Annotated in this window: 25 protein-coding genes and 1 pseudogene; 11 read left to right on the forward strand and 15 right to left on the reverse strand. The window is 60.4% G+C overall.

The window, feature by feature from the left end:
• The 3 genes from PG887_RS14390 to rluA all read left to right on the forward strand — a co-directional run.
• The coding region (locus PG887_RS14390) for a hypothetical protein (RefSeq protein WP_270822036.1) at positions 1-293 on the forward strand (293 nt) is incomplete at its 5' end.
• Positions 294-414: 121 nt separating this feature from the next.
• The gene (gene rapA, locus PG887_RS14395) at positions 415-3,282 is read left to right on the forward strand and encodes an RNA polymerase-associated protein RapA (protein WP_270822037.1); all 2,868 of its coding nucleotides are present in this window, start codon (positions 415-417) and stop codon (positions 3,280-3,282) included.
• A 132-nt stretch (positions 3,283-3,414) separates the two neighbouring features.
• A complete protein-coding gene (gene rluA, locus PG887_RS14400; RefSeq protein ID WP_041214498.1) occupies positions 3,415-4,071 on the forward strand; it encodes a bifunctional tRNA pseudouridine(32) synthase/23S rRNA pseudouridine(746) synthase RluA in 657 nt (218 codons plus the stop codon).
• Positions 4,072-4,135: 64 nt separating this feature from the next.
• Here rluA and PG887_RS14405 read toward each other — a convergent pair whose 3' ends face one another.
• The 5 genes from PG887_RS14405 to PG887_RS14425 all read right to left on the reverse strand — a co-directional run bounded on the left by PG887_RS14405 (position 4,136) and on the right by PG887_RS14425 (position 8,903).
• Positions 4,136-4,324 carry a hypothetical protein gene (locus PG887_RS14405; protein WP_010673139.1) on the reverse strand — a complete coding sequence of 63 codons (189 nt, stop codon included), beginning with the start codon at positions 4,322-4,324 and terminating at the stop codon, positions 4,136-4,138.
• A 58-nt stretch (positions 4,325-4,382) separates the two neighbouring features.
• Positions 4,383-6,314 carry a putative bifunctional diguanylate cyclase/phosphodiesterase gene (locus tag PG887_RS14410; RefSeq protein WP_039040011.1) on the reverse strand — a complete coding sequence of 644 codons (1,932 nt, stop codon included), beginning with the start codon at positions 6,312-6,314 and terminating at the stop codon, positions 4,383-4,385.
• 25 nt (positions 6,315-6,339) lie between these two features.
• Positions 6,340-6,837 carry a molybdopterin-binding oxidoreductase gene (locus PG887_RS14415; RefSeq protein WP_029313815.1) on the reverse strand — a complete coding sequence of 166 codons (498 nt, stop codon included), beginning with the start codon at positions 6,835-6,837 and terminating at the stop codon, positions 6,340-6,342.
• 94 nt (positions 6,838-6,931) lie between these two features.
• Complete coding sequence (gene groL / locus PG887_RS14420; RefSeq protein WP_010673136.1) at positions 6,932-8,566, reverse strand: chaperonin GroEL; 1,635 nt, start codon at positions 8,564-8,566, stop codon at positions 6,932-6,934.
• A gap of 43 nt (positions 8,567-8,609) precedes the next feature.
• Positions 8,610-8,903, reverse strand: a complete 294-nt coding sequence (locus tag PG887_RS14425; RefSeq protein ID WP_005309514.1) for a co-chaperone GroES — start codon at positions 8,901-8,903, stop codon at positions 8,610-8,612.
• Between the two features lie 242 nt (positions 8,904-9,145).
• Between PG887_RS14425 and PG887_RS14430 the strand changes: the two genes are divergently transcribed.
• A complete protein-coding gene (locus PG887_RS14430; RefSeq protein ID WP_270822044.1) occupies positions 9,146-10,480 on the forward strand; it encodes an MATE family efflux transporter in 1,335 nt (444 codons plus the stop codon).
• Positions 10,481-10,502: 22 nt separating this feature from the next.
• Here PG887_RS14430 and PG887_RS14435 read toward each other — a convergent pair whose 3' ends face one another.
• Positions 10,503-10,982, reverse strand: coding sequence for an FxsA family protein (locus tag PG887_RS14435; RefSeq protein ID WP_045523285.1), 480 nt, complete (start codon positions 10,980-10,982; stop codon positions 10,503-10,505).
• 449 nt (positions 10,983-11,431) lie between these two features.
• Here PG887_RS14435 and aspA point away from each other — a divergent pair, with 449 nt between their 5' ends.
• Positions 11,432-12,874, forward strand: a complete 1,443-nt coding sequence (gene aspA, locus PG887_RS14440) for an aspartate ammonia-lyase (protein ID WP_010673133.1) — start codon at positions 11,432-11,434, stop codon at positions 12,872-12,874.
• A gap of 130 nt (positions 12,875-13,004) precedes the next feature.
• Positions 13,005-14,324: an anaerobic C4-dicarboxylate transporter gene (locus PG887_RS14445; protein WP_041210978.1), complete on the forward strand. Its 1,320-nt coding sequence runs from the start codon at positions 13,005-13,007 to the stop codon at positions 14,322-14,324.
• 118 nt (positions 14,325-14,442) lie between these two features.
• On the opposite strand, the gene gshA is transcribed toward PG887_RS14445, so the two are convergent.
• The 4 genes from gshA to PG887_RS14465 are packed head-to-tail and all read right to left on the reverse strand — an operon-like array spanning position 14,443 to position 20,347.
• Positions 14,443-16,041 carry a glutamate--cysteine ligase gene (gene gshA / locus PG887_RS14450; protein WP_039040008.1) on the reverse strand — a complete coding sequence of 533 codons (1,599 nt, stop codon included), beginning with the start codon at positions 16,039-16,041 and terminating at the stop codon, positions 14,443-14,445.
• Between the two features lie 58 nt (positions 16,042-16,099).
• Positions 16,100-18,913 carry a M16 family metallopeptidase gene (locus PG887_RS14455; protein ID WP_270822038.1) on the reverse strand — a complete coding sequence of 938 codons (2,814 nt, stop codon included), beginning with the start codon at positions 18,911-18,913 and terminating at the stop codon, positions 16,100-16,102.
• Between the two features lie 25 nt (positions 18,914-18,938).
• Positions 18,939-19,376 (reverse strand): YqaA family protein, encoded by a 438-nt coding sequence (locus PG887_RS14460; RefSeq protein ID WP_103858664.1) that lies wholly within the window; start codon positions 19,374-19,376, stop codon positions 18,939-18,941.
• Positions 19,373-20,347, reverse strand: a complete 975-nt coding sequence (locus PG887_RS14465) for an NADP-dependent oxidoreductase (RefSeq protein ID WP_270822039.1) — start codon at positions 20,345-20,347, stop codon at positions 19,373-19,375. Before PG887_RS14465 ends, PG887_RS14460 begins: the two co-directional genes overlap by 4 nt.
• 56 nt (positions 20,348-20,403) lie before the next feature.
• Between PG887_RS14465 and PG887_RS14470 the strand changes: the two genes are divergently transcribed.
• A complete protein-coding gene (locus PG887_RS14470; RefSeq protein WP_005308905.1) occupies positions 20,404-20,571 on the forward strand; it encodes a hypothetical protein in 168 nt (55 codons plus the stop codon).
• A 29-nt stretch (positions 20,572-20,600) separates the two neighbouring features.
• Positions 20,601-21,002 carry a fosfomycin resistance glutathione transferase gene (gene fos / locus PG887_RS14475; protein WP_270822040.1) on the forward strand — a complete coding sequence of 134 codons (402 nt, stop codon included), beginning with the start codon at positions 20,601-20,603 and terminating at the stop codon, positions 21,000-21,002.
• Positions 21,003-21,008: 6 nt separating this feature from the next.
• Here fos and PG887_RS14480 read toward each other — a convergent pair whose 3' ends face one another.
• The gene (locus PG887_RS14480) at positions 21,009-22,004 is read right to left on the reverse strand and encodes a hypothetical protein (RefSeq protein ID WP_049636447.1); all 996 of its coding nucleotides are present in this window, start codon (positions 22,002-22,004) and stop codon (positions 21,009-21,011) included.
• Between the two features lie 246 nt (positions 22,005-22,250).
• On the opposite strand from PG887_RS14480, the gene PG887_RS14485 reads away from it, so the two are divergent.
• Both PG887_RS14485 and PG887_RS14490 read left to right on the forward strand, forming a co-directional pair.
• Positions 22,251-22,529, forward strand: coding sequence for a hypothetical protein (locus PG887_RS14485; RefSeq protein ID WP_052814585.1), 279 nt, complete (start codon positions 22,251-22,253; stop codon positions 22,527-22,529).
• 25 nt (positions 22,530-22,554) lie between these two features.
• On the forward strand, positions 22,555-22,899 hold the full coding sequence (locus PG887_RS14490) for a hypothetical protein (protein ID WP_104455250.1): 345 nt from the start codon (positions 22,555-22,557) through the stop codon (positions 22,897-22,899).
• A gap of 54 nt (positions 22,900-22,953) precedes the next feature.
• On the opposite strand, the gene PG887_RS14495 is transcribed toward PG887_RS14490, so the two are convergent.
• From PG887_RS14495 to rpsF, 4 genes are all read right to left on the reverse strand, one after another.
• A complete protein-coding gene (locus PG887_RS14495) occupies positions 22,954-23,697 on the reverse strand; it encodes a ferredoxin--NADP reductase (protein ID WP_104455249.1) in 744 nt (247 codons plus the stop codon).
• A gap of 101 nt (positions 23,698-23,798) precedes the next feature.
• Positions 23,799-24,245 carry a 50S ribosomal protein L9 gene (rplI, locus tag PG887_RS14500; protein WP_010673120.1) on the reverse strand — a complete coding sequence of 149 codons (447 nt, stop codon included), beginning with the start codon at positions 24,243-24,245 and terminating at the stop codon, positions 23,799-23,801.
• A 52-nt stretch (positions 24,246-24,297) separates the two neighbouring features.
• On the reverse strand, positions 24,298-24,528 hold the full coding sequence (rpsR, locus tag PG887_RS14505) for a 30S ribosomal protein S18 (RefSeq protein ID WP_005313392.1): 231 nt from the start codon (positions 24,526-24,528) through the stop codon (positions 24,298-24,300).
• A gap of 32 nt (positions 24,529-24,560) precedes the next feature.
• A complete protein-coding gene (rpsF, locus tag PG887_RS14510; RefSeq protein ID WP_005331771.1) occupies positions 24,561-24,947 on the reverse strand; it encodes a 30S ribosomal protein S6 in 387 nt (128 codons plus the stop codon).
• 236 nt (positions 24,948-25,183) lie between these two features.
• On the opposite strand from rpsF, the pseudogene PG887_RS14515 reads away from it, so the two are divergent.
• Positions 25,184-26,406 (forward strand): annotated as a pseudogene (locus PG887_RS14515) (Nramp family divalent metal transporter).
• Positions 26,407-26,448: the final 42 nt, after the last annotated feature.

Consider the following 26,448-nt stretch of genomic DNA (forward strand, 5'->3'; position numbering starts at 1 on the left):
AGAGCGACGCAGCTTTTGGCTGCTGCGGGAGTGGCATTCTACTCAACCGCCTTCTCGAGTCAAGCCTTATTTTCAAAAGCTTTTCGAGATTACCGACTTGGCTTTCTGCGTTGCCGCTTGCCCTGTCGATGGAGGCGCATTATAGGGAGCGAATTCGTTCTGGCAAGGAGATAATTGCAAAAAGATGGCTTTCATCCTTCAACCGATTACAAAGCGACCGCGGTGATGAATTAATGCACGAAAAGGGTCTGCAGATTGGTATTCCGGATGCTGTATTGAGGCCGGCAGGTTGACAGATCAAGCTTGTATCAGTTTGGCTTTCCCTTGCAGCACAACCATGATGATCGGCTTTCCGCCTTCGGGTAACATAGCGCCCCTTTGCGATTCTCACACTCTTGGGTTTTGGAGAGTTTAATGCCTTTTGCACTTGGCCAGCGTTGGATTAGTGATACAGAGACGGATCTGGGTTTGGGGACTGTCGTTGCTGTTGAAGGACGCATGGTTACCCTGTTGTTTCCGGCTACCGGTGAAAACCGCATGTATGCCAAAGAAGAGGCACCGGTCACCCGGGTCAGCTTCAATGTGGGCGATCAGATAGCCAGCCACGAAGACTGGACCATGACGGTCGACGAAGTGCAGGAGAAAGATGGCCTGCTTATATATGTAGGTGTCCGCACCGACAATGGTGAGCCGGTTGCCCTCAAGGAAGTGTTTCTCAACAACTTCATCAAGTTCAACAAGCCGCAGGATCGCCTGTTCGCCGGCCAGATTGACCGGATGTCCCGCTTTACCCTGCGCTACGAAGCGCTGGTCAACCAGCACCAGCGTCGCCGCAACCCGACTCGCGGCCTGGCTGGCGGGAAAGTCAGTCTGATCCCGCACCAGCTCTACATCGCCCATGAAGTGGGTCACCGCTACGCCCCGCGCGTATTGCTGGCGGACGAGGTGGGTCTGGGCAAGACCATCGAAGCAGGCATGATCATTCACCAGCAGTTGCTCTCCGGCCGCGCCCATCGGGTGCTGATCCTGCTGCCCGAAACGCTCCAGCACCAGTGGCTGGTCGAGATGTTGCGCCGCTTCAACCTGCACTTCTCCCTGTTTGACGAGGAGCGCTGCATCGAGGCGTTCGCCGATGCAGAGAACCCCTTCGAGACCGAACAGCTGGTGATCTGCAGCCTCGACTTCCTGCGCAAGAAGCGTCGTCGCTTCGAACAAGTGCTGGAAGCCGAGTGGGATCTGCTGGTTGTCGACGAAGCGCACCATCTGGAATGGAGTGAGGAGGCACCGAGCCGCGCCTACGAAATGGTGGAAGCGCTGGCCGAACAGGTACCAGGTGTACTGCTGCTGACCGCGACCCCGGATCAGCTGGGCCACCAGAGCCACTTCGCCCGTCTACGCCTGCTCGACCCGGAGCGTTTCTACGACTACGACGCCTTCCTCGCCGAGGAGCAGGCCTATGGTCAGGTCGCGAGCGCAGCCCAGGAACTGCTGGATGGCAAGACCCTGAGCGATGAAGCCAGGCAGATCCTCGCCAGCCAGTTGGATGGGCTGGATCTCACTGATGCGGCCGCCCGTCAGCAGGCAGTTGCCAAGCTGCTGGATCAGCATGGCACCGGCCGGGTGCTGTTCCGTAACAGCCGCGCCAATATTCAGGGCTTCCCGGAGCGCCACCTCAACGTCTACCCCATGCCGCTGCCGGAGCAGTACAAGACCGCCATCAAGGTGATGGGCATGATGGGTGGCAATGGCGGCGATCTGCAGACCCGTGCCCTGCGCTACCTCTATCCCGAGAAGATCTTCCAGCAGTTCGAAGGCGACAACGCTACCTGGACCCAGTTCGACCCGCGCGTCGAATGGTTGCTGGAACTGCTGCTCTCAGCCCGTCAGCAGAAGGTGCTGGTGATCTGCTCCGAAGCAGCCACCGCCATCGCGCTGGAGGAGGCGCTGCGCACCCGTGAAGGGATCCGTGGCGCCGTATTCCACGAAGGGATGTCGATCCTCGAGCGGGACAAGGCCTCCGCCTATTTCGCTCAAGCTGAGGGGGGAGCTCAGGTGCTGCTCTGCTCCGAGATCGGCTCAGAAGGTCGCAACTTCCAGTTTGCCAGCCATCTGGTGCTGTTCGATCTGCCACTCAACCCGGATCTGCTGGAACAGCGTATCGGCCGACTGGACCGTATCGGTCAGCAGAATACCGTCGAGATCCACGTCCCCTATCTGGAAGGGACTGCCCAGCGCGCCCTACAGCTCTGGTATCACGATGGTCTGGATGCATTCGAGCAGACCTGCCCGACCGCCCGCCCGGTGTTCGAAGCGGTACGTGACGAGCTGTTCGAGCTGCTGGCTGCCAACACCGGCGAGCAGGGCCCCCTCGACGCCCTGCTGGTCAAGACCCGCGAACTGCACGAGCCACTCAAGGCCCGGCTGGAACAGGGTCGCGATCGCCTGCTGGAAATCCACTCCAGCGGTGGCACCACCGCCCAGCAGCTGGTCGAGAAGCTCGCCGCCGAAGATGACGACACCGGCATGATCTCCTTCGCCCTCAAGATGTTCGACGAGATCGGCGTCAACCAGGATGATCGTGGTGAAAATGCGCTGGTGCTGACTCCCGGGGATCACATGCTGGTGCCGAGCTTCCCGGGCCTGCCGCAAGACGGCATGACCATCACCTTCGATCGCAACACCGCCCTGTCGCGGGATGACATGGCGCTGCTCTCCTGGGATCACCCCATGATGCGCGGCGGTATCGACCTGATCCTGGGTTCCGAGATCGGTGCCACCTCGGTGGCACTGCTCAAGAACAAGGCGCTGCCGGTCGGCTCCATCTTGCTTGAGCTGATCTTCGTTGCCGAGTCCGCGGCTCATCCCCAGCTCTACCGTTTCATGCCGCCGACGCCGATCCGTCTGCTGATGGACAAGAACGGCCAGAATCTGGGCGAGAAAGTGGCGTTTGATGCCTTCAACCGCCAGCTGACACCGGTCAACCGCCACCTTGGCAGCAAGCTGGTTACCGCATCCCAGCCGGTGATCCACGGACTGATTGGCAAGGGCGAGGTCATTGCCAACGAACTGAAAGCCGGGATTGTCGACAAGGCCCGTGCCCAGATGGCGCAGACCCTGCAACAGGATCTGGACAGGCTGGAGGCACTCAAGGCGGTCAACCCGAATGTGCGCGACAGCGAACTGGATTATCTGCGCAATCTGCAGGCAGAATTGCACCACCTGATCGACCAGACCCAACTCAAGCTGGATGCCATCCGCTTTATTGTGGTTACCCATAACTGATAAAACGGTGCAGGCATCATCTGGTTGCTAACGACCAGACCCAACTCAGGCTGGATGCCATGCACTTTTTATCGTGGTTACCCATAACTGATGGGGGCTTGCCCCCCGCTTTGACTCAAGATGCGAGACGCTATGTTTGTATACTCCCCGCCCCTGGAACCCTGGCTCGATATCCTGTTCAAGGACAAGGACATCATGGTGGTCAACAAGCCCACTGGCCTGCTGAGCGTCCCCGGGCGCGGCCCCGAGAATGAAGACAGCGTGCTCCATCGGGTCAAGCAGCAGCACCCCAAGGCGGCGGCTGCCCATCGCCTCGACATGGCGACCACCGGCGTGCTGGTGATCCCGCTCACCCCCAACTCCCACCGGGAGCTGAGCCGGCAATTCCGAGAGCGGGAGACCGAGAAGCACTACCTCGCCTGGGTGTGGGGTGAACCGGCGCTGGATGCGGGTGAAGTGGATCTGCCGCTCTGCGTCGACTGGCCCAACCGGCCGAAGCAGAAGGTGGATTTTGAGGAGGGGCGTCATGCCCTGACCCTGTGGCAAAAACTGAAGGTGGAGAACGGCAACAGCCTGATCAAGCTGACCCCGATTACCGGTCGCTCCCATCAGTTGCGGGTACACATGCTGGAGCTGGGTCACCCCATCCTCGGCGACAACCTCTACGCCAACCCGGATGCGCTGGCGGCTGCACCGCACCTTTATCTTCATGCTGCCAGCCTGACCATCAGCCACCCCCGCAGCGGCGAGCGGATGACCTTCGAGGCACCGGCCCCTTTCCCGGTCTGAGCCTGACAGGTAACAGCCCAATAAAAAGAAAGCCCCCATCGAGAGATGGGGGCTTTTTTATCGCTCAGACGCGGATATCGATCTTGCTTCCGAGGGAAGCGCTGGCCGATGTCGGCGCTGCCGGAGCGGATTGCGCTGCTGTTTCCAGCAGTTTCAGTGCGGATTCGCCTTCCTGGGTCTGCTGCTTTTTGGCCAGGCTGGCCACCATCAGTGCAGAACCGAACGACGCATTTGCAGAACTAGAAATATCCATTGTGTACCTCCTGCCAAGAGACTATCGGCCGGGACCGGTGAGACATGAGCCATATCGTTCAACGCAGATATGCCTTGTCCGGCGAGCGCCGGGCCAACCAGCGCTCTTCCATCTCCAGCAATGTCTGATAGGCCTTTTCAGCATGCTCCGGGCGACTGAACAGATATCCCTGCCCATACAGATGTATGTCGGTCAATGAGCGCAGCACATCGAGCTGCCCCTGGGTCTCGATCCCTTCACATACCAGTTTCTTGCCAAGCATGGAGCCCATACGGCAGATGTTGGCGACCAGTTCGGCCGCCTCAATGGAGGTGTCGATACCCTGGATGAAGGACCTGTCTATCTTCACCTTGCTCACCGGCAGCTTCTGCAGGTAGCTGAGGGAGGAGTAGCCGGTGCCGAAGTCGTCAAGGGCCAGATGTACCCCCTGCTGGCTGAGATCCTGCATCAACTGCAGCGAGTTCTTGACCTCGCGCATGGTGGTGTCTTCCGTCACCTCCAGCACCAGGCTGGACGCAGGGATATGGTGCTCCATCAGCGCTCTGGCCACCAGCTTCAACAGGTTGCGCTGGTACATGCCCGGGGAGATATTCACGCACATCTGCAAGTCCACCAAACCCAGGTGCTGCCACTGATGCAGTTGTTCACATGCGGTATTCAATACCCAGCCACCCAGTTTCTCGGCCAGCTGGAACTCTTCCGCCACCTGGATCACCTCGTTGGGGGGAATAAAGCCAAGCTCGGGATGGCGCCAGCGCAGCAGCGCCTCCACGGCTTCACAGCGGCCACTTTCCAGATTGACGATGGGCTGGTAATAGAGCTCGAGCGCATTGTGCTCCAGCGCCATCACCATGTCAGACGCAAGATGCTTGCGCCTGGCCGTCTCGTTGAGCAGGGAACTGTCATAGATGACATAGGGAACATGGGTCTTGCGGCTGTGAGAGAGGGCCTGCTCCGCCCGGCTGAGCAACTCCTGGGTCTGGTTGCTGTCGGTCGGGAAGAAGGCGATACCAATACCGACCTCAAGCCGGAAAGGGTAGTTGTCGATGATGATGTCTTGCTTGATGGAGTGGAGCACTCTGGCCACGAGCTCCCTGACCTGACGAAGATCGCTCCCCTCCCGTTGCAGCATGGCAAGCTGATCTCCCCCCAAACGCGCCACCCACTCCCCGTTTTCGCACAGGGCGCGCAGCCGCTTTGCCACCTCCTGCAGCAGGAGGTCCCCTGTGTTGTAGCCAAACTTGCTGTTGATATCACGAAAGTCGTTGATGTCGACCAGCACCAGTCCGAAGGAGGTGTCACGGGTGACATAGGCATCCATCTTTTCCAGCAGCGCCAGCCGGTTGGCGAGCCCGGTGAGGGGATCGATCCTAGCGGTCCTGAAATGGCGCCTGGCTTCTCGCACCAGCAGGCCGCTGAGCAGAATGACGGACACCACCAGCCCCGACACCATGAACAGCAGGGCATTGCGCAACTGGCCAAAACGCGCGTCGTTGCCCGTATAGACGTTGATATTGTTCTGCATGACGGAAGCAAGAGAGTAAGAGAGGGGTTCCTGCAAGGGCGCAAGTGTCATCATGACTTGCTGGTAATCCGGCGTCCCCGGTTTGAGCTTGACCAAATCAGGCTCCAGCTTGCGAATGCTGCTTTCGGTCAGTTTCACCAGCCGCAGCGTCTTCGGATTGTCCGCGAGGCTTTTTCTCAGTTGGCCGCTCAGGAGGATGGGGGTACGACTCCAGAGAATGTCATAGCGGAGCAGCAGAGCTTCCTGGTCTATGCCACCATAGTGGTAAATCTCGACGGCATTGAGAAAGCGGCCCAGCTCGAGCTGCAACTGCATCAATGCCCAAGAGACGTCATAGGTGTACTTCTCCATCACCCGGGTCGCATTTTGTATCTGCACCAGGCAATAGAGGGTGCTACCCGTGAACAACAGAATGGATAGATAAAGAACGCCGAGTAAGGGCCAGGCCCTGGTCTTCGCTTTCACCCAGTACTCCCGTAAACCACCGTTTTTACTGCTGAATGTCGATCGCACTCAGTTGCCAGATCATCATGTCGGTGAACTCGGAACGCCTGAGTTCGGGATGCTGATCCAGTGGCAGGATAAACCAGAGCGGCCCCTTGTCACGTACCCGCATGGTCATCCCGTCATCCTGCCAGGCCAGGATAGGATCGTATTGCTTGACCTTATCCCAGTTGATCCGGATCTGGAAACTGTTCAGGGCGGTGAGCGTGATGCTCTTGCCGTTGGCCTTCACCTCAGTCAGCACGTCCGCCAGTTTCGGCCCCACGTACTTGTGCGGTTTGTCCACCCAGGGATTGCTCGTCACCACCTCATGCTGCGGCAGTGCCTGGATCATGGCCATATCGAACAGCACCTCTCCATCTGCCGGATCGGCAGGGTCCAGATTCCCCGTCACCTTGAGAATGACCGGCCCTTGTGGTGTCGCCTGCGCCATGCCCGGCAAGGCCAGGGAAAGGAGTAACGGGAGAAGCCCTAAGTATCGCATGTTCACCTCAGATCATTTCACTATCAACAACTTCAGCTTAGTAGCACTAAAAAAAACGGCCCGCAAAAGCGAGCCGTTTGATGACTTGACGGGATTACATCATACCCATACCGCCCATGCCACCCATATCAGGCATGGCAGGTGCATCTTTCTTCGGCAGCTCGGAGATCATGCACTCTGTGGTGATCATCAGGCCGGCGACGGACGAGGCGAACTGCAGGGCAGAACGGGTTACCTTGGTCGGATCCAGGATACCCATGGCCAGCATGTCTCCGTACTGTTCGGTGTAGGCGTTGTAACCGTAGTTGCCTTCACCGTTCTTCACGGCATTGGCGATAACGGAGGCTTCTTCGCCGGCGTTGATGACGATTTGACGCAGCGGGGCTTCCATGGCGCGCAGGGCAACCTTGATGCCGACGTTCTGGTCTTCGTTGTCACCACGCAGGGAGGCCAGCTTGGCAGCAACGCGCACCAGCGCTACACCACCACCGGCAACCACGCCTTCTTCCACGGCTGCGCGAGTGGCGTGCAGGGCATCGTCAACACGGGCTTTCTTCTCTTTCATTTCAACTTCAGTGGCAGCACCCACCTTGATCACGGCAACACCGCCGGCCAGCTTGGCCACGCGCTCTTGCAGCTTCTCACGGTCGTAATCGGAAGAGGTCTCTTCGATCTGCTGACGGATCTGGGCCACGCGGCTTTCGATCAGGGCAGCATCGCCCACGCCATCGATGATGGTGGTGTTCTCTTTGGTGATGACGATGCGCTTGGCACGGCCCAGATCTTCCAGGGTCGCTTTTTCCAGCTCCATGCCCACTTCTTCGGAGATCACGGTACCACCGGTCAGGATGGCGATATCCTGCAGCATGGCCTTGCGGCGATCACCGAAGCCCGGCGCCTTGACGGCGGCCACTTTCACGATGCCACGCATGGTGTTGACCACCAGGGTCGCCAGTGCTTCGCCTTCCACGTCTTCGGCCACGATGATCAGCGGTTTGCCCGCCTTGGCCACACCTTCCAGCACCGGCAGCATTTCGCGGATGTTGGAGACTTTCTTGTCCACCAGCAGGATGAAGGGGTCATCCAGTTCGACGGAGCCGGTTTCCGGCTTGTTCACGAAGTAAGGGGAGAGGTAGCCGCGGTCGAACTGCATGCCTTCTACCACCGCCAGCTCGTCGTCCAGGCCCTGACCGTCTTCCACGGTGATGACGCCGTCACGGCCGACCTTGTCCATGGCTTCGGCAATCAGCTTGCCGACCTTCTCGTCGGAGTTGGCGGAGATGGTGCCTACCTGGGCGATGGCATTGTTGTCGGCACAGGGAGTGGACAGTGCTTGCAGCTCGGCAACGGCTGCCACAACGGCCTTGTCGATACCACGCTTCAGATCCATGGGATTCATGCCGGCGGCAACGGCCTTCAGGCCTTCGTTGACGATGGCTTGAGCCAGTACGGTGGCAGTGGTGGTACCGTCACCGGCGGCGTCATTGGCCTTGGAAGCGACTTCCTTGACCATCTGGGCACCCATGTTCTGGAACTTGTCTTCCAGTTCGATTTCACGGGCAACGGAGACGCCATCCTTGGTGATGGTAGGGGCGCCGAAGGACTTGTCCAGCACCACGTTGCGGCCTTTCGGGCCCAGGGTCACCTTGACGGCATCGGCCAGGATGTTGACGCCTTCCAGCATTTTGATGCGAGCTTCGTTGCCAAACTTAACTTCTTTAGCTGCCATGTTCTTCAATCCTTAAATCAATTCGGGAAAAGAGGGAGGGTGATTACTCTTCGACAATCGCCAGGATGTCGGTCTCGGACAGGATCAGTACGTCCTGGCCATCCAGCTTTTCGGTCTTCACGCCGTAGCCTTCGTTGAAGATCACCTTGTCACCCACCTTGACGGCCAGTGCTTTGACATCCCCATTGTCCAGAATTCGACCAGTCCCCACGGCAAGAACTTCACCACGGGTGGACTTCTGGGCCGCAGTGCCAGTCAAGACGATGCCGCCAGCGGATTTGGCTTCAGCTTCGATGCGCTTGATGATGACGCGGTCGTGCAGTGGACGAATTTTCATCGATAACTCTCCCAAAATGAGTCTCTGTGTTGCTTGAGGAATGGCCGCAATCGGCCAAATTTGTCATGCCCCTGATCTGGGGCAACAGGGCTAGCCCTTCAAGGGCAAATACAAAAAAAATATTTTCACGTACTATGAACACCTTCGATGGATCACCCATCCCCAATCAGGAAGGCGGATGGAGACGGCCAGCATTCAGGCCCAAAGCACCTAGAGACTCTGCCTTGAGCCGATCCAATCCCATGCTGACCGCTCCCATGACGCCCATGCTGCTGCGCATGACGGGTCCCATGATCCTGGGCATCATCGCCATCCTGGCCTTCAACCTAGTCGATACCTACTTCATCGGCATGCTGGGTACCCAGGCGCTGGCCGCCATCAGCTTCACCTTCCCGGTCACCTTTGTCGTCACCTCCCTGACCATGGGGCTGGGGGCGGGCCTGTGCGCCCTGCTCGGTCATGCCCTGGGGCAGGGTCGCCATGACGAGGCAGCCCGCATCACCACAGACTGTCTGCTCCTCGCCGTCATCCTGGTGAGTCTGCTCGCCGGGCTGGGGGCATTGACCATTACCCCCCTGTTCACCCTGCTGGGGGCCAGCCCCGAGCTCATCTCCCTCATCCACGACTACATGCTCATCTGGTATCTGACCGTCCCCATGCTGGTCGTGCCCATGGTCGGCAATGCGGCCATCCGGACCACGGGGGATACCAAAACCCCCAGTCTGGTGATGGGGGTCGCCGGTCTGGTCAACGGCGTGCTGGATCCTCTGCTCATCTTCGGGCCGGGCCCCTTCCCCGAGTGGGGCATTCGGGGAGCCGCCATCGCCACTTCCCTCTCCTGGCTGATGGCCATGCTGGTCAGCCTCTATATATTGCGCCACCGCGAGGGCCTGCTGCGCTGGCGCCTCTCCCCGCGCCCGCAGTTGCTGGCCCACTGGCGCGCCCTGCTCCATGTGGCGGTGCCCGCATCGTTTACCAACATGCTCAACCCACTGGCCAACGCCGTGTTGATGATCATTTTCGCCGGGCTCGGAACCGAGGTGGTCGCCGCCTACGGCGCGGCATCCCGGGTCGAGGCCTTGCTGCTCATCGTGATGATGGCGCTCTCTTCCGTGCTGGCCCCCTTCATCTCGCAGAACTGCGGCGCCGGGAATCCGGCCCGAGCCAAGGCCGCCCTGCTGCTCTGCATGCGCTTCGCCCTGCTGTTCCAGCTTGGGGTCTACGCGCTGATCTGGCTTCTCGCACCCTTCATCGCCGATCTGTTCAGCGATCATCCGCAAGTGGTGCGACTCATCGTGCTCTATCTGCATCTGGTCCCCATCGGCTACGGCTTTCAGGGCATGGTGATGCTGCTGGCATCGGCCCTCAACGGCGTCAGGGCATCGACGGTGTCACTGCTGATAAACGGCATCAGACTGTTTGGCTTCTTGCTGCCAGGGGCCTGGCTGGGGGCAAAACTGGGGGGAGAACAGGGGATCTATCTGGGGATGCTGCTGGCGAACCTGGCCGCCGGATTGCTGGCATGGGGGTATGCCCGCCACAGATTCGAGCGGCTGTGCCATCAGGGGAGATCCTGACGGCACAGCCCGAGGCTCGCGATTACTCTTTGCGTTCGAACTCCCCTTCGATGGTGTTGCCACCCGCTCGCGGGGATTGTCCGGGCCTGTCATCGCCGGGACCCGGCTCGAACGGCTGCTGGCGAGCCTGGAAGCCCCCCATCTGCATCCTGAACTGATTGCTGCCAATCAGCTTGTCGGCCAGCATGTTGCGCAGCCAGGGCTGCAGCAGCAGGATGCCGACAATATCGCTCACAAATCCCGGGATAATCAGCAGCAAGCCCGCCAGCGCCAGCATCATGCCACCCATCACCTCGCGGCCGGGCATCTCCCCCAGCTGCATCTTCTGCTGGGCAGTGAGCAGGGTCTTGATCCCCTCGCTGCGCACCAGCGACGATCCCAGCACGGCGGTCAGCACCAGCAAGCCAACGGTCGGCAAGGCCCCGATCACGGAGCCCACCTTGATCATGACGGTGAGCTCCAGCAATACCAGCCCGACCAACAACAGTAACAACTTGCCCATAGCAACCTCGGAGCGATGAATGAATGGACCCGGGGTGTCCGGTCGGCAGCCGCACATCGCGGATGCTGGCGCGCCGGGTTCAGGTCTTCTGACATTAAAATGGGGCTGGTTGATCATTTTTCAAGCCTCTCCTGCCGCAGGCCCCGGAATACGGATAAATATTTGTCCGCCCAACTGGGATTGAGGTGGTTGTTCTGTCAAAGTTAATCGCCCGATTGCAATATCTGTTTAATGACCACAAGAAATTTGAGGTTGCCTCAAATTTAGTGATCCAGGTCTAATACCGGATACCTCAATTGGGGTAACATCAACACCAGTCATTGCACAGGGAGCAACTGGCTCCCAACTGCCCCACCCGATGTGTGGTGCTTCAGGATGAAATGTGCGTAGGGAAATCGCGACCACTCGGTGAGGATCGTTTCCATTTATTTGATTTCTGAGGCATAACAATGAGCGACATCAAGAACGTCCGCATTGAAGAAGACCTGCTGGGCACCAAAGAAGTTTCCAACGACCTCTACTACGGCGTGCACACCCTGCGCGCTGTTGAAAACTTCAAGATCAGCACTCAGAAGATTTCTGACGTTCCCGAGTTTGTTCGTGGCATGGTCCTGACCAAGAAGGCAGCTGCACTGGCCAACGGTGAGCTGGGCACCATCCGTCCCGAGATCGCAGACAAGATTGTCGAAGCCTGCGACCTGATGCTGAACACCGGCAAGTGCTTCGACCAGTTCCCGGTCGATGTCTATCAGGGCGGCGCCGGTACCTCCGTCAACATGAACACCAACGAAGTGCTGGCCAACATCGCCCTCGAGCTGATGGGACTTGAAAAGGGTCGCTACGACGTCATCAACCCCAACGATCACGTCAACAAGTGCCAGTCCACCAACGATGCCTACCCCACCGGTTTCCGCGTGGCCGTGGTCAACAGCACCGACACCACCCTGCACGCTCTGGAAGCCCTCATCGCGGCCTTCGATGTCAAAGCCAAGGAATTCAAACATATCCTGAAAATGGGCCGTACCCAGTTGCAGGACGCCGTGCCCATGACCCTGGGTCAGGAGTTCCACGCCTTCGCCGTCACCCTGCGTGAAGAGATCAAATCCATCAAGCGTTGCCAGGAGCTGCTGCTGGAAGTGAACCTGGGCGCCACCGCCATCGGTACCGGTCTGAACACCCCGCCCGAGTACTCCGGTCTTGCCATCAAGCGTCTGGCCGAGATCACCGGTCGTGCCTACGTGCCGGCAGAGGACCTCATCGAAGCGACCTCCGACTGCGGCGCCTATGTGATGCTGCACGGTGCGGTCAAGCGTCTGGCCATGAAGCTCTCCAAGATCTGTAATGACCTGCGTCTGCTCTCCTCCGGCCCGCGCACCGCGCTCAAAGAGATCAACCTGCCGGAAATGCAGGCTGGCTCCTCCATCATGCCCGCCAAGGTCAACCCGGTCATTCCGGAAGTGGTCAACCAGTCCTGCTTCAAGGTATTCGGCAACGACGTCACCATCACCTTCGCCGCCGAGGCCGGTCAGCTGCAGCTGAACGTCATGGAGCCGGTGATTGGTCAGGCCATGTTCGAATCCCTGAGCCTGATGGAAAAAGCCTGCATCTCCCTGCGCGAGAAGTGCGTGGAAGGCATCACCGCCAACCCGGACATCTGCATGAACCACGTGCTGAACTCCATCGGCATCGTGACCTACCTGAACCCCTTCATCGGTCACCATGAAGGCGACATCGTCGGCAAGATCTGTGCCCAAACCGGCAAGAACGTCCGCGAAGTCGTGCTGGAACGCGGCCTGCTGACCGCCGAACAGCTGGACGAGATCCTCTCCATCGAGAACCTGATGAACCCGCAATACAAAGCCAAGCGTTACACCCGCGAAGCCACCGTATAAGCGAGCAGATGGGCCGGGGTGATCCCGGCCCATTTAAAGTCAATTCCCGAGCGGTCTCCCCACAGCCCCATCGGGAATTGGCTTTTCAGCCTAATAAAACCTAAAAAAACTGGAAAATGGAGTGTTCGCTATGATTGGAATCGAGTTACTTGTGGTGCTCGCCGCTATCTATCTGGGGGCCCGGATAGGCAGCATAGGTATCGGCTTTGCCGGTGGTCTGGGGGTACTGGTGCTGACCTGGGGGCTGGGCATGCCCATCCCGAGCGATCAGCTGGTGACCTATCTCCCGTGGGACGTGATCATGATCATCGCGTCCGTCATCTGCGCCATCGCCTGTATGCAGCTGGCCGGCGGGATGGATTATCTGGTGCACCTGGCAGAAAAAGCCCTGCGCAAGAATCCCAAGCACATCACCTTCGCCGCGCCGGTCGTCACCTACCTGATGACCATGCTGGCCGGTACCGGTCACACCGCCTTCTCCACCCTGCCGGTGATCGCCGAAGTGGCCAAGGAGCAGGGCATTCGCCCCTCTCGTCCGCTCTCCATCGCGGTCGTTGCCTCCCAGATTGCCATCACCGCCTCCCCCATCTCGGCAGCCGTGGTCGCTTTCTCCGGCATGCTGGAGCCGCTTGGCGTCGACTACCTGACCCTGCTGGCCATCTGCATCCCGTCCAGCTTCATCGCCTGTCTGCTGGGGGCCTTCATCGCCAACCTGCTGGGCAAGCCGCTGGATCAGGACGAAGTCTATCTGGAGCGCAAAGCCAAGGGACTCATCAAGCTGCGCGGTACCAGCCAGGTTGAGATCAAGCCTTATGCCAAGCTCTCCGTCGGCATCTTCGTCGCTTCCATCGTGGCCGTGATGGCCTATGCCACCGCCATCTCCGGCAACGTCGGCCTCATCAGCAGCCCGCCGATCCCCCGCGATGGCGCCATCATGGGCATCATGCTCTCCGCCGCTACCCTGATGGTACTGTTCTGCAAACTGGACGCGGCCCAGATCACCAACATGCCGACCTTCAAGTCCGGTATGTCCGCCTGTATCTGCGTGCTGGGCGTAGCCTGGCTGGGCAACGTCTTCGTGAAGGGCAACATGGTCGAGATCCAGGCGTTCGCCGGCGATCTGCTGAGCCAATACAGCTGGCTGCTGGCCGTGGTGCTGTTCTTCTCCTCCATGCTGCTCTACTCGCAAGGTGCCACCACCAAGGCCCTGATGCCTGCCGCCCTGGCACTGGGTGTCAGCCCGCTGGCGGCCATCGCCTCCTTCGCCGCCGTGAGCGCACTGTTCGTGCTGCCGACCTACCCGACCCTGCTGGCCGCGGTCGAGATGGACGACACTGGATCCACCCGCATCGGCAAGGCCGTGTTCAACCACCCCTTCTTCATCCCGGGTGTGGCCACCATCGCCATGGCTGTGGCGCTCGGCTTCTTCTTCGGTGGTCTCATCCTCTGACCGGTGAACCACCCCATGCAAAACGGCCCGAACGGGCCGTTTTTTTATGCCAGGCCACCGCCGGGCTCCCATGAAAAAGCCGCTCCCGGGAGCGGCTTTCGTCATCCTGGCGGCATCCTCAGACCGTGGTCTGGCGGGTACCGAAATAGTCAGCCAGGAAGTCGTCGAACGACAGACTGTCACTGCGTTCCCGCTCCCGCTGCTTGGCCAGGGAGTCCCGTGCCTCGCCGGCAAAGTAGGCCTCGTCCCAGTATTGCAGCTCGCCGGCCAGCATCTCTTCCCGATAGCGGCTCGCCAGCGCATCGCCGAAGCAGCCGTTGTCCTGACCGCTTGAAAGCAACTGCTTGAGCAGGCGGGCGGAGTAGGTCTGCTCGGGGTCGAGCAACTTCTCACGGTGCATCGCCAGCGTCTCGCGATAGCGGTTGCGACCGCAGCAGCGATCCAGCAGCGCTGCGACCTCGGCCAGCTCGTCGAACAGCTTGAGGCCGTACTCCTTGAGGCCGATGGCATTGCCCTGCTCATCTTCAAGCGTCAGGCCGGGGCGACGCCCCTCCAGCACTACCTTGTTCTGGTTGCGGCGGTTGCGGGCAACCTCGTCATCCGATAGCACGGGGGACGGGCGCAACAGGCACCAGACCAGGAAGAGATCGAAGAAGCGGATCTGATCCACCTCGATACCGAACGGGGTGAAAGGATTAACGTCCACCGTGCGCAGCTCGATGTATTCGATACCGCGCTGCTCCAGCGCATCCGAGGGCTTCTCGCCGCTGCGGGGAGTACGCTTGGGGCGGATCGGCGCGTAGAGCTCGTTCTCCAGCTGCAGCACGTTGTCGTTGAGCTGGCGGTACTCGCCGTTCACCTTGACCCCTATCTTGGCGAAGTCGGGATCATGGGTATTGATGGCCCGGCGCAGGCTGCTCACATAGGCGGGCAGGCTGTCATGACTGATCTTGAGCCCCGCCTGGGCGCTGTTGGTGTAACCGAGATCGGACAGGCGCAGAGCCGTGGCATAGGGCAGGTAAAGGGTGCCCTTGCCAGTCTTCTGGAACGGCAGGCTGCTCTTGCGCCCCTTGAGGAAGGAGTCGCAGATGGCCGGAGACGCGCCGAACAGATAGGGCACCAGCCAGCCGAAGCGGTAGACGTTGCGAATAAGCCCCATGTACTTGTCGGAGATGAAGCGCTGGCTGCAGCAGCCCTCTCCCACCAGATCCTGCCACTCGCACCAGAAGCTGTCCGGCATGGAGAAGTTGAAGTGCACCCCGGCGATCACCTGCATCAGGCTGCCGTAGCGGTTCTTCAGACCCTGGCGATAGAGGGTCTTCATCCGCCCGATGTTGGAGCTGCCGTACTGGGCCAGGCGGATGCTCTCCTCGTCACCGACGAAGCAGGGCATGGAGAGGGGCCAGATCCGCTCCTCTCCCAGATGATGAATGGTGTGGCGGTGAATGTCGCCGAGCTGCTCGATCAGGCTCTCGATGGAGTCGGTGGCCGGCGTGATGAACTCCAGCAGGCTCTCGGAGTAATCGGTGGTGATGTTGGCATGGGTCAGGGCCGACCCCAGGCTTCTGGGGTGATCGGTCTGGGCCAGGGTCCCTTCGGGGGTGATGCGCAGACATTCGCGCTCGATCCCGCGCCGGATCCCCTTGAGGGCGGTCACCCGTTCCGGGGTGCCCAGCGCAGCCAGCAACTCGGTGAGCGACAAGCTAGTAGTAGTCATATTCACGGCTCATGTGTGGCCGCCCCACCCGGGGCGGCACTTATTGTTGCGACGCCCCTCAGGGCAGTTGCAGTGGATAGATGGGAAGATGAAGCTCGCTCAGGGGTTTTTCAAGCTTTTGCTTGTCTCCCACCACCACAATCACCATCTCGGCCGGATCCAGCCAGCGGGCTGCACTGGCCTTCAGCGTCTCGGGTGACACTGTTTTGATCAGGTTGTTCTGGGCCTGCACATAGTCCGGCTTCAGGTCGTACATGATCATCTGCAGCAGGAAGCCAGCCTTCTGCCCCAGGGTCTCGTAGGAGAGCGCATCCTGCTGGGAGACGGCGCTGCGCATGTAGGCCAGCTCCACCGGGGTCGGCCCGCTCTTGCGGTAGCCGTCCATCTCCTTGAGGAACTGGCGGATGGCATCCACGGTCGCATCGGTGCGCACATTGGCGCCGGTCGCGAAGACACCCGCCTCGCGGTTGGCCTGGAAGCCCGAGCTGGCACCATAGGTGTAGCCCTTGTCTTCCCGCAGGTTGAGGTTGATGCGGCTGTTGAAGTTGCCACCCAGGTTGAAGTTCATCAGGTTGGCGATGAAATAGTCTCCCGTGGTGTCAAACGGCATGGCGCGACGGCCGATACGGATCACCGACTGGGGGGCCCCCGGCTTGTCCACCAGATAGATGCCTGGCTTGGCCTGCTCTCCCCCGGGCTTGAGATCCCCCAGGGTCGGGGCGGCCCCCTGCCACTGGGTCAGGAAAGCGAGACCGGATTCCACCTGCTGGGCGGTCACATCACCTGTCACCACCACCTTGGCATTGGCCGGATTGTAATAGGCCTCATAGAAGCGCTTCACATCCGCCAGGGTCAGCTTCTCCACGTCCGCCAGCACCCCGTCAGAGGGTTGGCCGAGGCGGTTCTGCTTGCCATAGACCAGTTCGCGGAACGCCTGACCCGCCAGCCACTCGGGTTGCTGCTCGCTCTGTTTCATGCCTTGCAGCATCTGGGTCTTGAGCCGCTCGAAGTCCGCTTCCCGCAGGCCGGGTTGCAGCAGCACTTCCCGCACCAGCGCCAGGGTTTCGGGCAGCTTGTCCGCCAGACTGCTGATGGTGATGAGGTTGTTGTACTGGGCGCTGGAGACGCTGATGCTGGCGCCGAGTTTTTGCAGCTCGTCGCTCAGCTCGGCCTCGGAGAGGCGCGTCGTCCCCTGCTCCAGCATGGCGGCGGTGAGGCTGGCCAGCCCCAGCTCTCCCTTGCCTTCGGCCCGGATGCCACCCGGCAGGGCGATCATGATGGAGACGGCCGGGATCTCGTCGCTGTGGGTGCCGATGATCTCGATCCCCTTGTCGAGCTTGCCACGCCAGATGGCGGGCACCTTGACACTCACCGCATCGGCCGCCTTGGGCTGCACGCTGCGATCGAAGTCATCTTTCACCGGCCGCTCGGCCAGCACCTTGTCATGCTTGCTGTAATCCGGCAGCTCCCGCTTGGCGGGAGTGAAGTTCGGGGTTGCGGCCTGCCAGTCGCTCTTGCCCTTGGGCACCACGCTCAGCACCACGGCAGGCTTGTTCTGGATGAACTTGTCGTAGGCAGCCTTGACGTCAGACCCCTTGACCCGGGCGATGGCATCCAGATTCTTGAACACATAGTCGGGATCCCGGGCCAGCACCTGCCCCATGGCAAGCTGGCTGACCTTGCCCTCGATGCTGTCGAGTCCCCAGATGGCGGACGCGCGATAGCTGCTGATGGCCTTCTCCAGATCCGCAGGCTTGATGCCGCGCTGGGCGAACTCGCCGATCACCTTGTCCACCTCGCCCTTGAGGGTCTTGAGGCTGCCATCCGCCGCCGGATTGGGGTAGGCATAGACCGTCAGGGTACAGGCCAGCTCTTCGCAGGAGTGGGAGGCACCCGCCTCGATGGCCTTGCCGGTTTTCACCAGGGACTGGTAGAGCATGGAGCTGGCAGAGCCCCCCAGCACATCGGCAAAGATGTCCAGCGCCGGCTCCTGCGGGTCACCCAGGGAGACGGTCGGGTAGCTGATATACAGGAGCGGCAGATGCACCTTGTCTTCCAGCGTCACGTAGCGGGTTGCCGGCAGGGTGGCAGGCTGAGGCGTCGGTTCGGCCACGTCCGGACCGCGCGGGATGGAACCGAAGTACTGCTCAATCCAGGCCAGCGCCTGCTTGGTATCAAAGTCGCCGCCCAGGGTCAGGGTCGCGTTGTTGGGACCATACCAGCGCAGGAAGAACTGCTTGAGGTCGTTGACGTCGACCCGGTCGAGATCCTCCACATAACCGATGGGTTGCCAGGAGTAGGGGTGGGTACGCGGATAGAGTGCCTCCCCCACCCGCTCGCCCACCAGGCCATAAGGCTGGTTGTCGATGCGCTGGGCCCGTTCGTTCTTGACGGTGGCACGCTGGATCTCGAACTTCTTCTGGCTCACCGCATCGAGCAGGAAGCCCATGCGATCCGCCTCCAGCCAGAGCACCTTCTCCAGCTGGTTGGCCGGCACGGTTTCGTAGTAGTTGGTACGATCCTTGTTGGTGGTGCCGTTCATGTCACCGCCCGCCTCGTTGATGATCCGCATGTGTTCCTGATCACCAACGTGCTTGGAGCCCTGGAACATCATGTGCTCGAAGAAGTGGGCAAAGCCCGACTTGCCCACGGTTTCCCGGGAGGAGCCGACGTGATAGGTGACATCCAGATGCACCAGGGGATCGGAGTGGTCGGGGGCCAGGATCACGGTCAAACCGTTGTCCAGCTTGTACATCTGGTAGGGAATGCCGAGCTTGCCCTCTTGTTTGACCTGCTCGGACACCAGGGTCGGGGCCGCCAGCACGGGAAGGGAGAAGCCCAGCAGCATGCTTAATGGAATGAGTTTGTTCACGGGTACCTCGTGAGTGACAAAAGGGCTAGAAGATCTGACTGGCCAGCAGAAACACCAGGGCATAACGAAGCAATTTGCCGAGCCCGATCAAGATGAGGGAGCGCCAGAAGGAGAGGCGCAGCCAACCAGCCAGCAGACAGAGACCATCGCCGACCACAGGCGTCCAGGCAAGCAGTAGACACCAGTGGCCATGACGTTTGAGCCAACCAAGGGCTTTTTGTTCCCCACGGCCTTGAAAATCTTCCGGTTTTTTCTTGTGGGTGGCGAGCCAGCCGAGCCACCAGGTGGTCATGGAACCCAGGGTATTGCCCAGCGTCGCCCAGAAAAGCAGGCTGGTCATGCTCCACTCCCCCTTGGCCGCCATGGCGCCCAGCAGCACTTCCGAGCTGCCGGGCAACAGGGTGGCGGAGGTGAAGGCGCTCAGAAACAACCCTCCCAGCCCCATCCCGGTGAAGTCTATCATCCGGGCTGGCCGTCTGCGGCGGACATGCGCAGCAACAGCTTGCCGCGCACATGGCCCTGCTCGATGGCCTGATGGGCCAGCGCCCCTTCTGCCAGCGTGTATTCACCGGAGACAGTGATCTTCACCTCCCCCTGGCGAAGCAGCGTCAGCATCTGGGTCAGCTGCGTTCGATCGGGATGGACCAGCATGCCGACAACCTCGACGCCGAGCTCGGCCCCCGCGTCCTTGATCTGCTGGGCCGTGATGGTGGGGACCGTCACCAGACGGCCGCCCGGCTTGACGCAGGCCAGCGCCGCCTTGCCGCTCTCGCCCCCCACCAGATCCAGCACCAGATCGAACGGACCATCGGTGATCGCTTCGGTGCACCACCCGGCCTGGTGGTAATCCACCATCCGGCTCGCCCCGAGACTATGAAGGAAGCTGTGATTGTCGCCGCTTGCCGTGGCAACCACGTGGGCACCATAGGCGGCGGCAAACTGCACCGCCAGGTGGCCGACGCCACCGGCACCGGCCAGGATCAGTACCCGTTGCCCCGACTGCAGGCCACCGTGCTCCAGCAGCCCCTGCCAGGCGGTGAGACCCGCCAGCGGCAGGGCCGCTCCCTGCCTGAGGCTCACCCCATCGAGCTTGACCAGCTCCTCCTCGCGGGCCACCACGGATTCGGCATATGCACCGGCGGCGAGGGGGAAACCCACCATGCCGCACACCTGATCCCCCTCGGCCAGGGAGGTCACGCCGGGCCCCACCTTTTCCACCACGCCGGAGACGTCATAACCCGGCGTCCAGGGCAGGTTGTCCTTGTTCTGGGCGGCCGCCCAGCCGAGACCGGTCCGGGTCTTGGCATCGATGGGGTTGACCCCCGCAAAGCAGATGCGCACCCGGACCTCTCCCTCCGCGGGCACCTTGTCCAGGGAAGGGTTGAGCCTGAGTACCGAGGGGTCGCCGAATGCGGTAATCTGTAGCTGCGTCATTGCACAATCCATCCTGTTGATTGATCAAGGGTCAACAGAATAACAGCGAGGACACCATGGCTCGAATGTTTCTTATTCCTCTGTTGCTGGCCCTGGGGTGGTGGGCGTTTCTGCTCTACTTCCGTATTCCGCTCAAACAGGGGGCCAAGGGCTTTTACTGGATCATCGGCATCGGCGGCGGGCTTGCCGCCTTCCTCAGCCTGATGATGGTGCTCACTCACTAGGGTTCGGGGACAAGGGGGAAGAAGAGAAGATGCTGCATGGACTGAACCATCTCACGCTGGCAACCGGCGATCTCGAGAGCAGCGTTGCCTTTTATGTCGACTTGCTGGGATGTCGCCCCAGGGTGAGATGGGCACGGGGAGCCTATCTCACCCTCGGCGATCTCTGGCTCTGTCTCTCCTGCGATCCTCCCCAACCGGCCAGAGATTACAGCCATGTCGCGTTTGGCATCTCGCCTGAACAGTTTCCAGCCTTCTGCGCCCGTCTGCGCGCGGCGGGCGTCGTGGAGTGGAAGAAGAACAGCAGCGAAGGGGATTCACTCTATCTGCTGGATCCCGACGGGCACCGACTGGAAATCCATGCAGGCAACCTGGATAGCCGCCTCGCCTCTCTCAGACAGCAACCCTATGAGGGTCTTATCTGGTTCGACTGAGCCGGATCACCCCTGCTCGGCACGAAGATGGTAGTGACGATTGCTGCCCTGCCCCAGCACGCCCTGCGCCAGCAGATGCTGGAACACCCGGTCCACCTCCTCCAGAGACAGTGACAATGCCTCTGCCACCTTGCGTTTGCTGCATTTGAGCTCGCCGCTCTCCAGCGCGCCGCGCACCTGGGCGACCACGGCTGGCTCGGGCATGGGTCTGCTGATGGCTGGCGGCTCCGGGGTCGGCACTGCGACCCGGGCCTCGGCTTGCGCCTTCTCCCGTTGCCACATCCATTGACGGCGGAAGCGGTTCTCCTCACCGATCAGGCTGACGAAAAAGGCACCAAATGCATCGAGCAGGATAGACAGGAAGCAGACCAGCAGGAACTGCACCTGGCCGATGCTCATGCCCACCCCGTCCGCCAGACTGCTCATCAGCCCCAGCATGGAGGACTGCTCCCCCAGCGGCTTGGCATCACGCTCCTGGCGCAGCTCGTCCTGACGCAGCCTGAGCTTGGTGTTGGCCTGCTGCAGACCGCTGACGCCGCTCGAGATACGCGCCATCTCGATGTATTTGCGGGCCGCCTCTTCGTTGAGCTGGATCTGCCGCTCTATGCTGGCTATCTGCTCGTCGAAACGGGCTATCTCCCGCTCGTGACGCGCCTGCTGGCTCAGGATGGTGTTGGTGGCGCTGTTGATGCCGCCGATACTGCCCCCGATGGAGATGGCGGCCAGCACGCTGTAGAACAGCAGCGACCAGAAGGCGCCGCCCAGATCCCGCCTCGCCTTGCACTCGCCATACTCGTACCAGACGTAGAACTTGCCCAGCTCGAAGATGATGGCCAGCCCGCCGAACAGCCACTTCATCAGGGGGTTTTCGTCGATGGAGAGAAACAGCAGCAGGGAGAAGACGATGGAAGCCAGAATGGCCAGCCCGGTAAAACTGTAGACAGTCGTGAGGGCGAACCATCCCTTGGGGTAGCGCAATGCGGCGCAAGCCTGTGTAGTCATGATGAAGCGGGAAACATCTGAAGGAAAAGTTGGCTGCCGATTATAGTCGCCACTCCCCCGGAGAGAAGGGCAAATCCCCGAATTCCCGCCCATGGACGATCAGCTGCCCAGAGTGCGACCAAAACGTGCAAATCGACAGCAGAAAAACACTACAATCGACCCCGTACCTGAAGGACATCTGCGGTTATGCTCGGGTTAAGCCCGCCGCATTACACTCATTTCCACCGAACACGACTCGAGGACATCATGAACAGAACGACGGCTTTGTTACTCTCTCTTTTTCTGATCACCGGTAGCGCCCTGGCACAGGACGATGGGAGCCAGACCTTCTCCGTGGATGCGCTGACCTTCAATCTGGACTGGAATGACACGCAGTTTGACTGGTCCCAGAGCAACTGCTTCGATCTCGGGAGCGGTGACGCGGCCGCCGCCGACTGCAAGAGGACCAACCTCAATCTGGAGGACGAGACGCAGCGCAACCAGCCCCCCAGCACCAACCAGATCAGCACGCAACCGGATCAATGATCCCCCTGACAGGAGCCTTGATACGATGACCCACATGACCATGACTTCCTGCGGCGCACTGCTGCTCTCCCTGCTTCTGGTTCAGGGAATGGCCTTTGCTGCCCACCCTTCCAAACACGATGACGACATCCGGATCTCCACCGACCGGGGCCGGGTAAGCCTGGATTGGGACGACAAGGAGTACGAGTGGTGGCAACACAACTGCCTGGATGTCAGCACCCGGACCAGCCGCATCCAGCTCAACTGCGACAACATGGATGGAAAATACCGCGACCATTACAACCGCAGCATTCACAGTGGCAACAACCCGGGTCAGGGCCATGACAAGCCCAAGAACAAGCACGGCGGCAACGGCCACCAAAAACACTGACCAGCATGCCCATGGACATGGTTGAGGGGCCTGTGGCCCCTGGAGTCATCTCCCCTACCAGTAGTTTTCCATGCTGATATTGCCGGGGGCGCGACGCAGGTTCTTGGCAAGCCCCAGCCCGAGCAGGGTCTGCTGGGTTTCTTTCACCATGGCGGGGTTGCCGCAGATCATCACCTGGCTCAACTCGGGGGAGAAGTTCAGCCCCACCCTCGACTGCAAGCTGCCATCGACGATGGCTGCCGGGATACGCCCTGCCATCGCCCCCGGCCAGGTCTCACGACTCACGAAGGGAACATAGCGAAAACGCTCGCCATGCTGCTCGGCAAAACTGGCGATAAGCGGCTGATAGCTGAGCTCTTCCCCTTTTCTCACCCCGTGTACCAGCACCAGATGCTCGAAGCGGTCGAAGACCTGTCCCTCGGCCAGCATGGCGAGGAAGGGGCCGATGGCGGTGCCGGTTGAGAGCAGCCAGAGATCCCGTCCCGGGGGAATCTCATCCAGGGTCAGGAAACCGGTGGCCTGGGACTGCACCAGCAGGCTGTCGCCCACCTGCAGGGAACCGAGAGAGGGACTCAGCTCACCGCCGGGGATCTCCACCAGATAGAATTCGTGATAGGGCGTGCCGGGAGGATTGACGAAGGAATAGGCACGCTGGACGCGATGCTCGCCCTGCTCCAGGGCCAGCTTGGTGAATTGACCCGCCTTGTAGGGGGCAAGTTCCGCCTCCACACGCAGGGAGAGCAGGGTGGGTGTCCACTCGATGCGCTCGATGACCCGACCTTCAACCCAGGCAGCCATAAAGGTTCTCCTCCAGAGGAACAGACCTTCACTTTACCCCTTGATCTGAAAATAAAAAACCCGCGCATGTGCGCGGGTTTTTCTGCAAGAGCGGAACGCTATTACAGAGCAACAACCTGGATTTGTACGGTTGCTTTGACGTCAGCGTGCAGCTGAACAACAACTTCGTACTCACCGGTGTTACGCAGAACGTTGCCCATGCGGACTTCGCTCTTGGCAACGGCTACGCCGGCAGCCGTGATGGCTTCAGCCACGTCACGGGTGCCGATGGAACCGAACAGCTTGCCTTCGTCGCCAGACTTGGAGGCGATGACAACGGCAGCCAGCTCACCCAGCTTGGCAGCGCGCTCTTCGGCAGCAGCCTTGTTGGCAGCCAGTTTGGCTTCCAGCTCAGCGCGACGAGCACCGAAGGCTTCGATGTTGGCCTTGGTGGCCATAACAGCTTTGCCTTGCGGGATCAGGTAGTTACGGGCATAACCAGCTTTTACGGAAACTTGGTCACCCAGACCGCCCAGTTTGGCGATCTTATCGAGCAGGATAACTTGCATTACCTTTCCTCTATAAATTTCGTTGAGTTAGGCGTAAGCGCCGGGCCGATTCTTACTTGTTGTGCAGATCGGTGTACGGCAGCAGAGCCAGGTAACGAGCACGCTTGATGGCGCGTGCCAGCTGACGCTGATACTTGGCGCGGGTACCGGTGATACGGCTCGGTACGATCTTGCCAGATTCAGTGACGTAGTTTTTCAGAGTAACGATATCTTTGTAGTCGATCTCGGTAACGTTCTCGGCGGTGAAGCGGCAGAACTTACGACGACGGAAATAACGTGCCATGGCCTTTATCCTCTAATGCGGTGATCTAAGAATTACTCTTCGGAAGACGCTTCAACAGCATCTTCGCGACGCTCGTCGTCACGACGGGTGAAGCGCTCTTCCTTGGCCTTGGCCATCGGAGAAACTTCAGTCACGGCGTGCTTGGTGCGCATGATCATGTTGCGGATAACGGCATCGTTGAAGCGGAAGTTGGTTTCCAGCTCATCGATAACGGCCTGTTCAGCTTCTACGTTCATCAGAACGTAGTGAGCCTTGTGCAGCTTGTCGATCGGGTAAGCCAGTTGACGACGGCCCCAATCTTCCAGGCGATGAATGGTACCACCAGCGGTGGTGATAGCGCCGGTGTAACGCTCGATCATGCCAGGTACTTGCTCGCTCTGGTCCGGATGAACCATGAAGACGATTTCGTAATGACGCATTTTAGCTCCTTACGGATTAATTCAGCCTCCGCCCAGGTGCAGCCAGACCTCGGAGGCAAGGAACATAGTGATGTTTAGACGCTGCTTTCTAGGGCGGCGTATTGTACGAAATCACCTCTCCCACTGCAACTGGCGAAGCAAGATGTTTTTCTCGATGAGCCCGATACAAAACTTTAATTGATAACAATTATCATTTAGATCCATACTCTCCTCATATCCCCACGGAGGATGACAGTATGCAACCTGCGCTCACCACGGCCATACCGGCCCGCAAATTCAAGCTGACCCTGCTCGGCCCCGCCTTCATCGCCGCCATCGGTTATATCGACCCGGGCAATTTTGCGACCAATATCCAGGCCGGCTCCACCTTCGGCTATCAACTGCTGTGGGTAGTGGTGTGGGCCAACCTGATGGCCATGCTGGTGCAGACCCTCTCGGCCAAGCTCGGTATCGTCACTGGCAAGAACCTGGCGGAACACATTCGTGATCGTCTGCCCAGGCCCGCAGTCTGGGCCTATTGGGTGCAGGCCGAGATCATCGCCATGGCCACCGATCTCGCCGAGTTCATCGGCGCTGCGGTCGGCTTCAAACTGCTGCTCGGCATCACCCTGCTGGAAGGGGCCTGCATCACCGCCGTGGTCACCTGGGGGACCTGATGCTGCAATCCCGCGGCCAGAAGCCGCTGGAGTTCGTGGTGGGGGGCCTGCTGCTGTTCGTGGCCGCCGCCTACATCGTCGAGCTGGTGTTCTCGCGCCCCCACCTGCCGAGTCTGCTGGAAGGGGCACTCTTCCCCGGCCTCCCCAATGGTGATGCTGTCTATCTTGCCGCCGGCGTGCTTGGTGCCACCGTGATGCCCCATGTCATCTATCTCCACTCGGCCCTGACCCAGCATACCCAGGAGCAGGGCACGGTGACCCAGCGACTGCACAGCACCCGGGTCGACGTGGCCATCGCCATGACCATCGCCGGCTTCGTCAACCTGGCCATGATGGCCATGGCGGCTGCCGCCTTCCACAGCTCCGGCAATCAGCAGGTGGCCGAGCTGGAAACGGCCTACCAGACCCTCACGCCCCTGCTGGGCCCGGCAGCCGCCACCCTGTTCGGCCTCTCCCTGGTCGCCTCCGGCATCTCCTCCACCGTGGTGGGAACGCTGGCGGGGCAAGTGGTGATGCAGGGCTTCGTGCGCTTCACCATTCCGCTCTGGCTGCGCCGAGCCATCACCATGGCTCCCGCCTTCGTGGTGATCGCCATGGGCCTCAACACCACGGAAATTCTGGTACTGAGCCAGGTAGTGCTGAGCTTCGGCATCGCCCTCGCTCTCATTCCGCTGCTGATCCTGACCGGTGATCGCGCCCTGATGGGGGCACATCGCAATCACCCCGTCACCCAGGCCGTGGGGCGCCTCATCGTCGCCCTGGTGATCGGCCTCAATGCCTATCTGCTGGTCACCACCCTCTAACGCCATCTTGAGGCTCATTGACCCGGGTTGATAAGCCTCTTC

This window comes from Aeromonas sp. QDB14, assembly GCF_027707845.1.
GTDB lineage: Bacteria > Pseudomonadota > Gammaproteobacteria > Enterobacterales > Aeromonadaceae > Aeromonas > Aeromonas caviae.

Coding starts and splice junctions, on each gene's coding strand:
- PG887_RS14465 (WP_270822039.1), bottom strand. CDS start 20,347: ATGACGCAGCTACAGATTACCGCATTCGGCGACCCCTCGGTACTCAGG.
- PG887_RS14415 (WP_029313815.1), bottom strand. CDS start 6,837: ATGCGATACTTAGGGCTTCTCCCGTTACTCCTTTCCCTGGCCTTGCCG.
- PG887_RS14405 (WP_010673139.1), bottom strand. CDS start 4,324: ATGGATATTTCTAGTTCTGCAAATGCGTCGTTCGGTTCTGCACTGATG.
- PG887_RS14435 (WP_045523285.1), bottom strand. CDS start 10,982: ATGGGCAAGTTGTTACTGTTGTTGGTCGGGCTGGTATTGCTGGAGCTC.
- rluA (WP_041214498.1), top strand. CDS start 3,415: ATGTTTGTATACTCCCCGCCCCTGGAACCCTGGCTCGATATCCTGTTC.
- rplI (WP_010673120.1), bottom strand. CDS start 24,245: ATGCAAGTTATCCTGCTCGATAAGATCGCCAAACTGGGCGGTCTGGGT.
- PG887_RS14430 (WP_270822044.1), top strand. CDS start 9,146: ATGCTGACCGCTCCCATGACGCCCATGCTGCTGCGCATGACGGGTCCC.
- PG887_RS14425 (WP_005309514.1), bottom strand. CDS start 8,903: ATGAAAATTCGTCCACTGCACGACCGCGTCATCATCAAGCGCATCGAA.
- rapA (WP_270822037.1), top strand. CDS start 415: ATGCCTTTTGCACTTGGCCAGCGTTGGATTAGTGATACAGAGACGGAT.
- PG887_RS14445 (WP_041210978.1), top strand. CDS start 13,005: ATGATTGGAATCGAGTTACTTGTGGTGCTCGCCGCTATCTATCTGGGG.
- PG887_RS14490 (WP_104455250.1), top strand. CDS start 22,555: ATGACCCACATGACCATGACTTCCTGCGGCGCACTGCTGCTCTCCCTG.
- PG887_RS14485 (WP_052814585.1), top strand. CDS start 22,251: ATGAACAGAACGACGGCTTTGTTACTCTCTCTTTTTCTGATCACCGGT.
- rpsR (WP_005313392.1), bottom strand. CDS start 24,528: ATGGCACGTTATTTCCGTCGTCGTAAGTTCTGCCGCTTCACCGCCGAG.
- gshA (WP_039040008.1), bottom strand. CDS start 16,041: ATGACTACTACTAGCTTGTCGCTCACCGAGTTGCTGGCTGCGCTGGGC.
- aspA (WP_010673133.1), top strand. CDS start 11,432: ATGAGCGACATCAAGAACGTCCGCATTGAAGAAGACCTGCTGGGCACC.
- PG887_RS14470 (WP_005308905.1), top strand. CDS start 20,404: ATGGCTCGAATGTTTCTTATTCCTCTGTTGCTGGCCCTGGGGTGGTGG.
- fos (WP_270822040.1), top strand. CDS start 20,601: ATGCTGCATGGACTGAACCATCTCACGCTGGCAACCGGCGATCTCGAG.
- groL (WP_010673136.1), bottom strand. CDS start 8,566: ATGGCAGCTAAAGAAGTTAAGTTTGGCAACGAAGCTCGCATCAAAATG.
- PG887_RS14495 (WP_104455249.1), bottom strand. CDS start 23,697: ATGGCTGCCTGGGTTGAAGGTCGGGTCATCGAGCGCATCGAGTGGACA.
- PG887_RS14460 (WP_103858664.1), bottom strand. CDS start 19,376: ATGATAGACTTCACCGGGATGGGGCTGGGAGGGTTGTTTCTGAGCGCC.
- PG887_RS14480 (WP_049636447.1), bottom strand. CDS start 22,004: ATGACTACACAGGCTTGCGCCGCATTGCGCTACCCCAAGGGATGGTTC.
- rpsF (WP_005331771.1), bottom strand. CDS start 24,947: ATGCGTCATTACGAAATCGTCTTCATGGTTCATCCGGACCAGAGCGAG.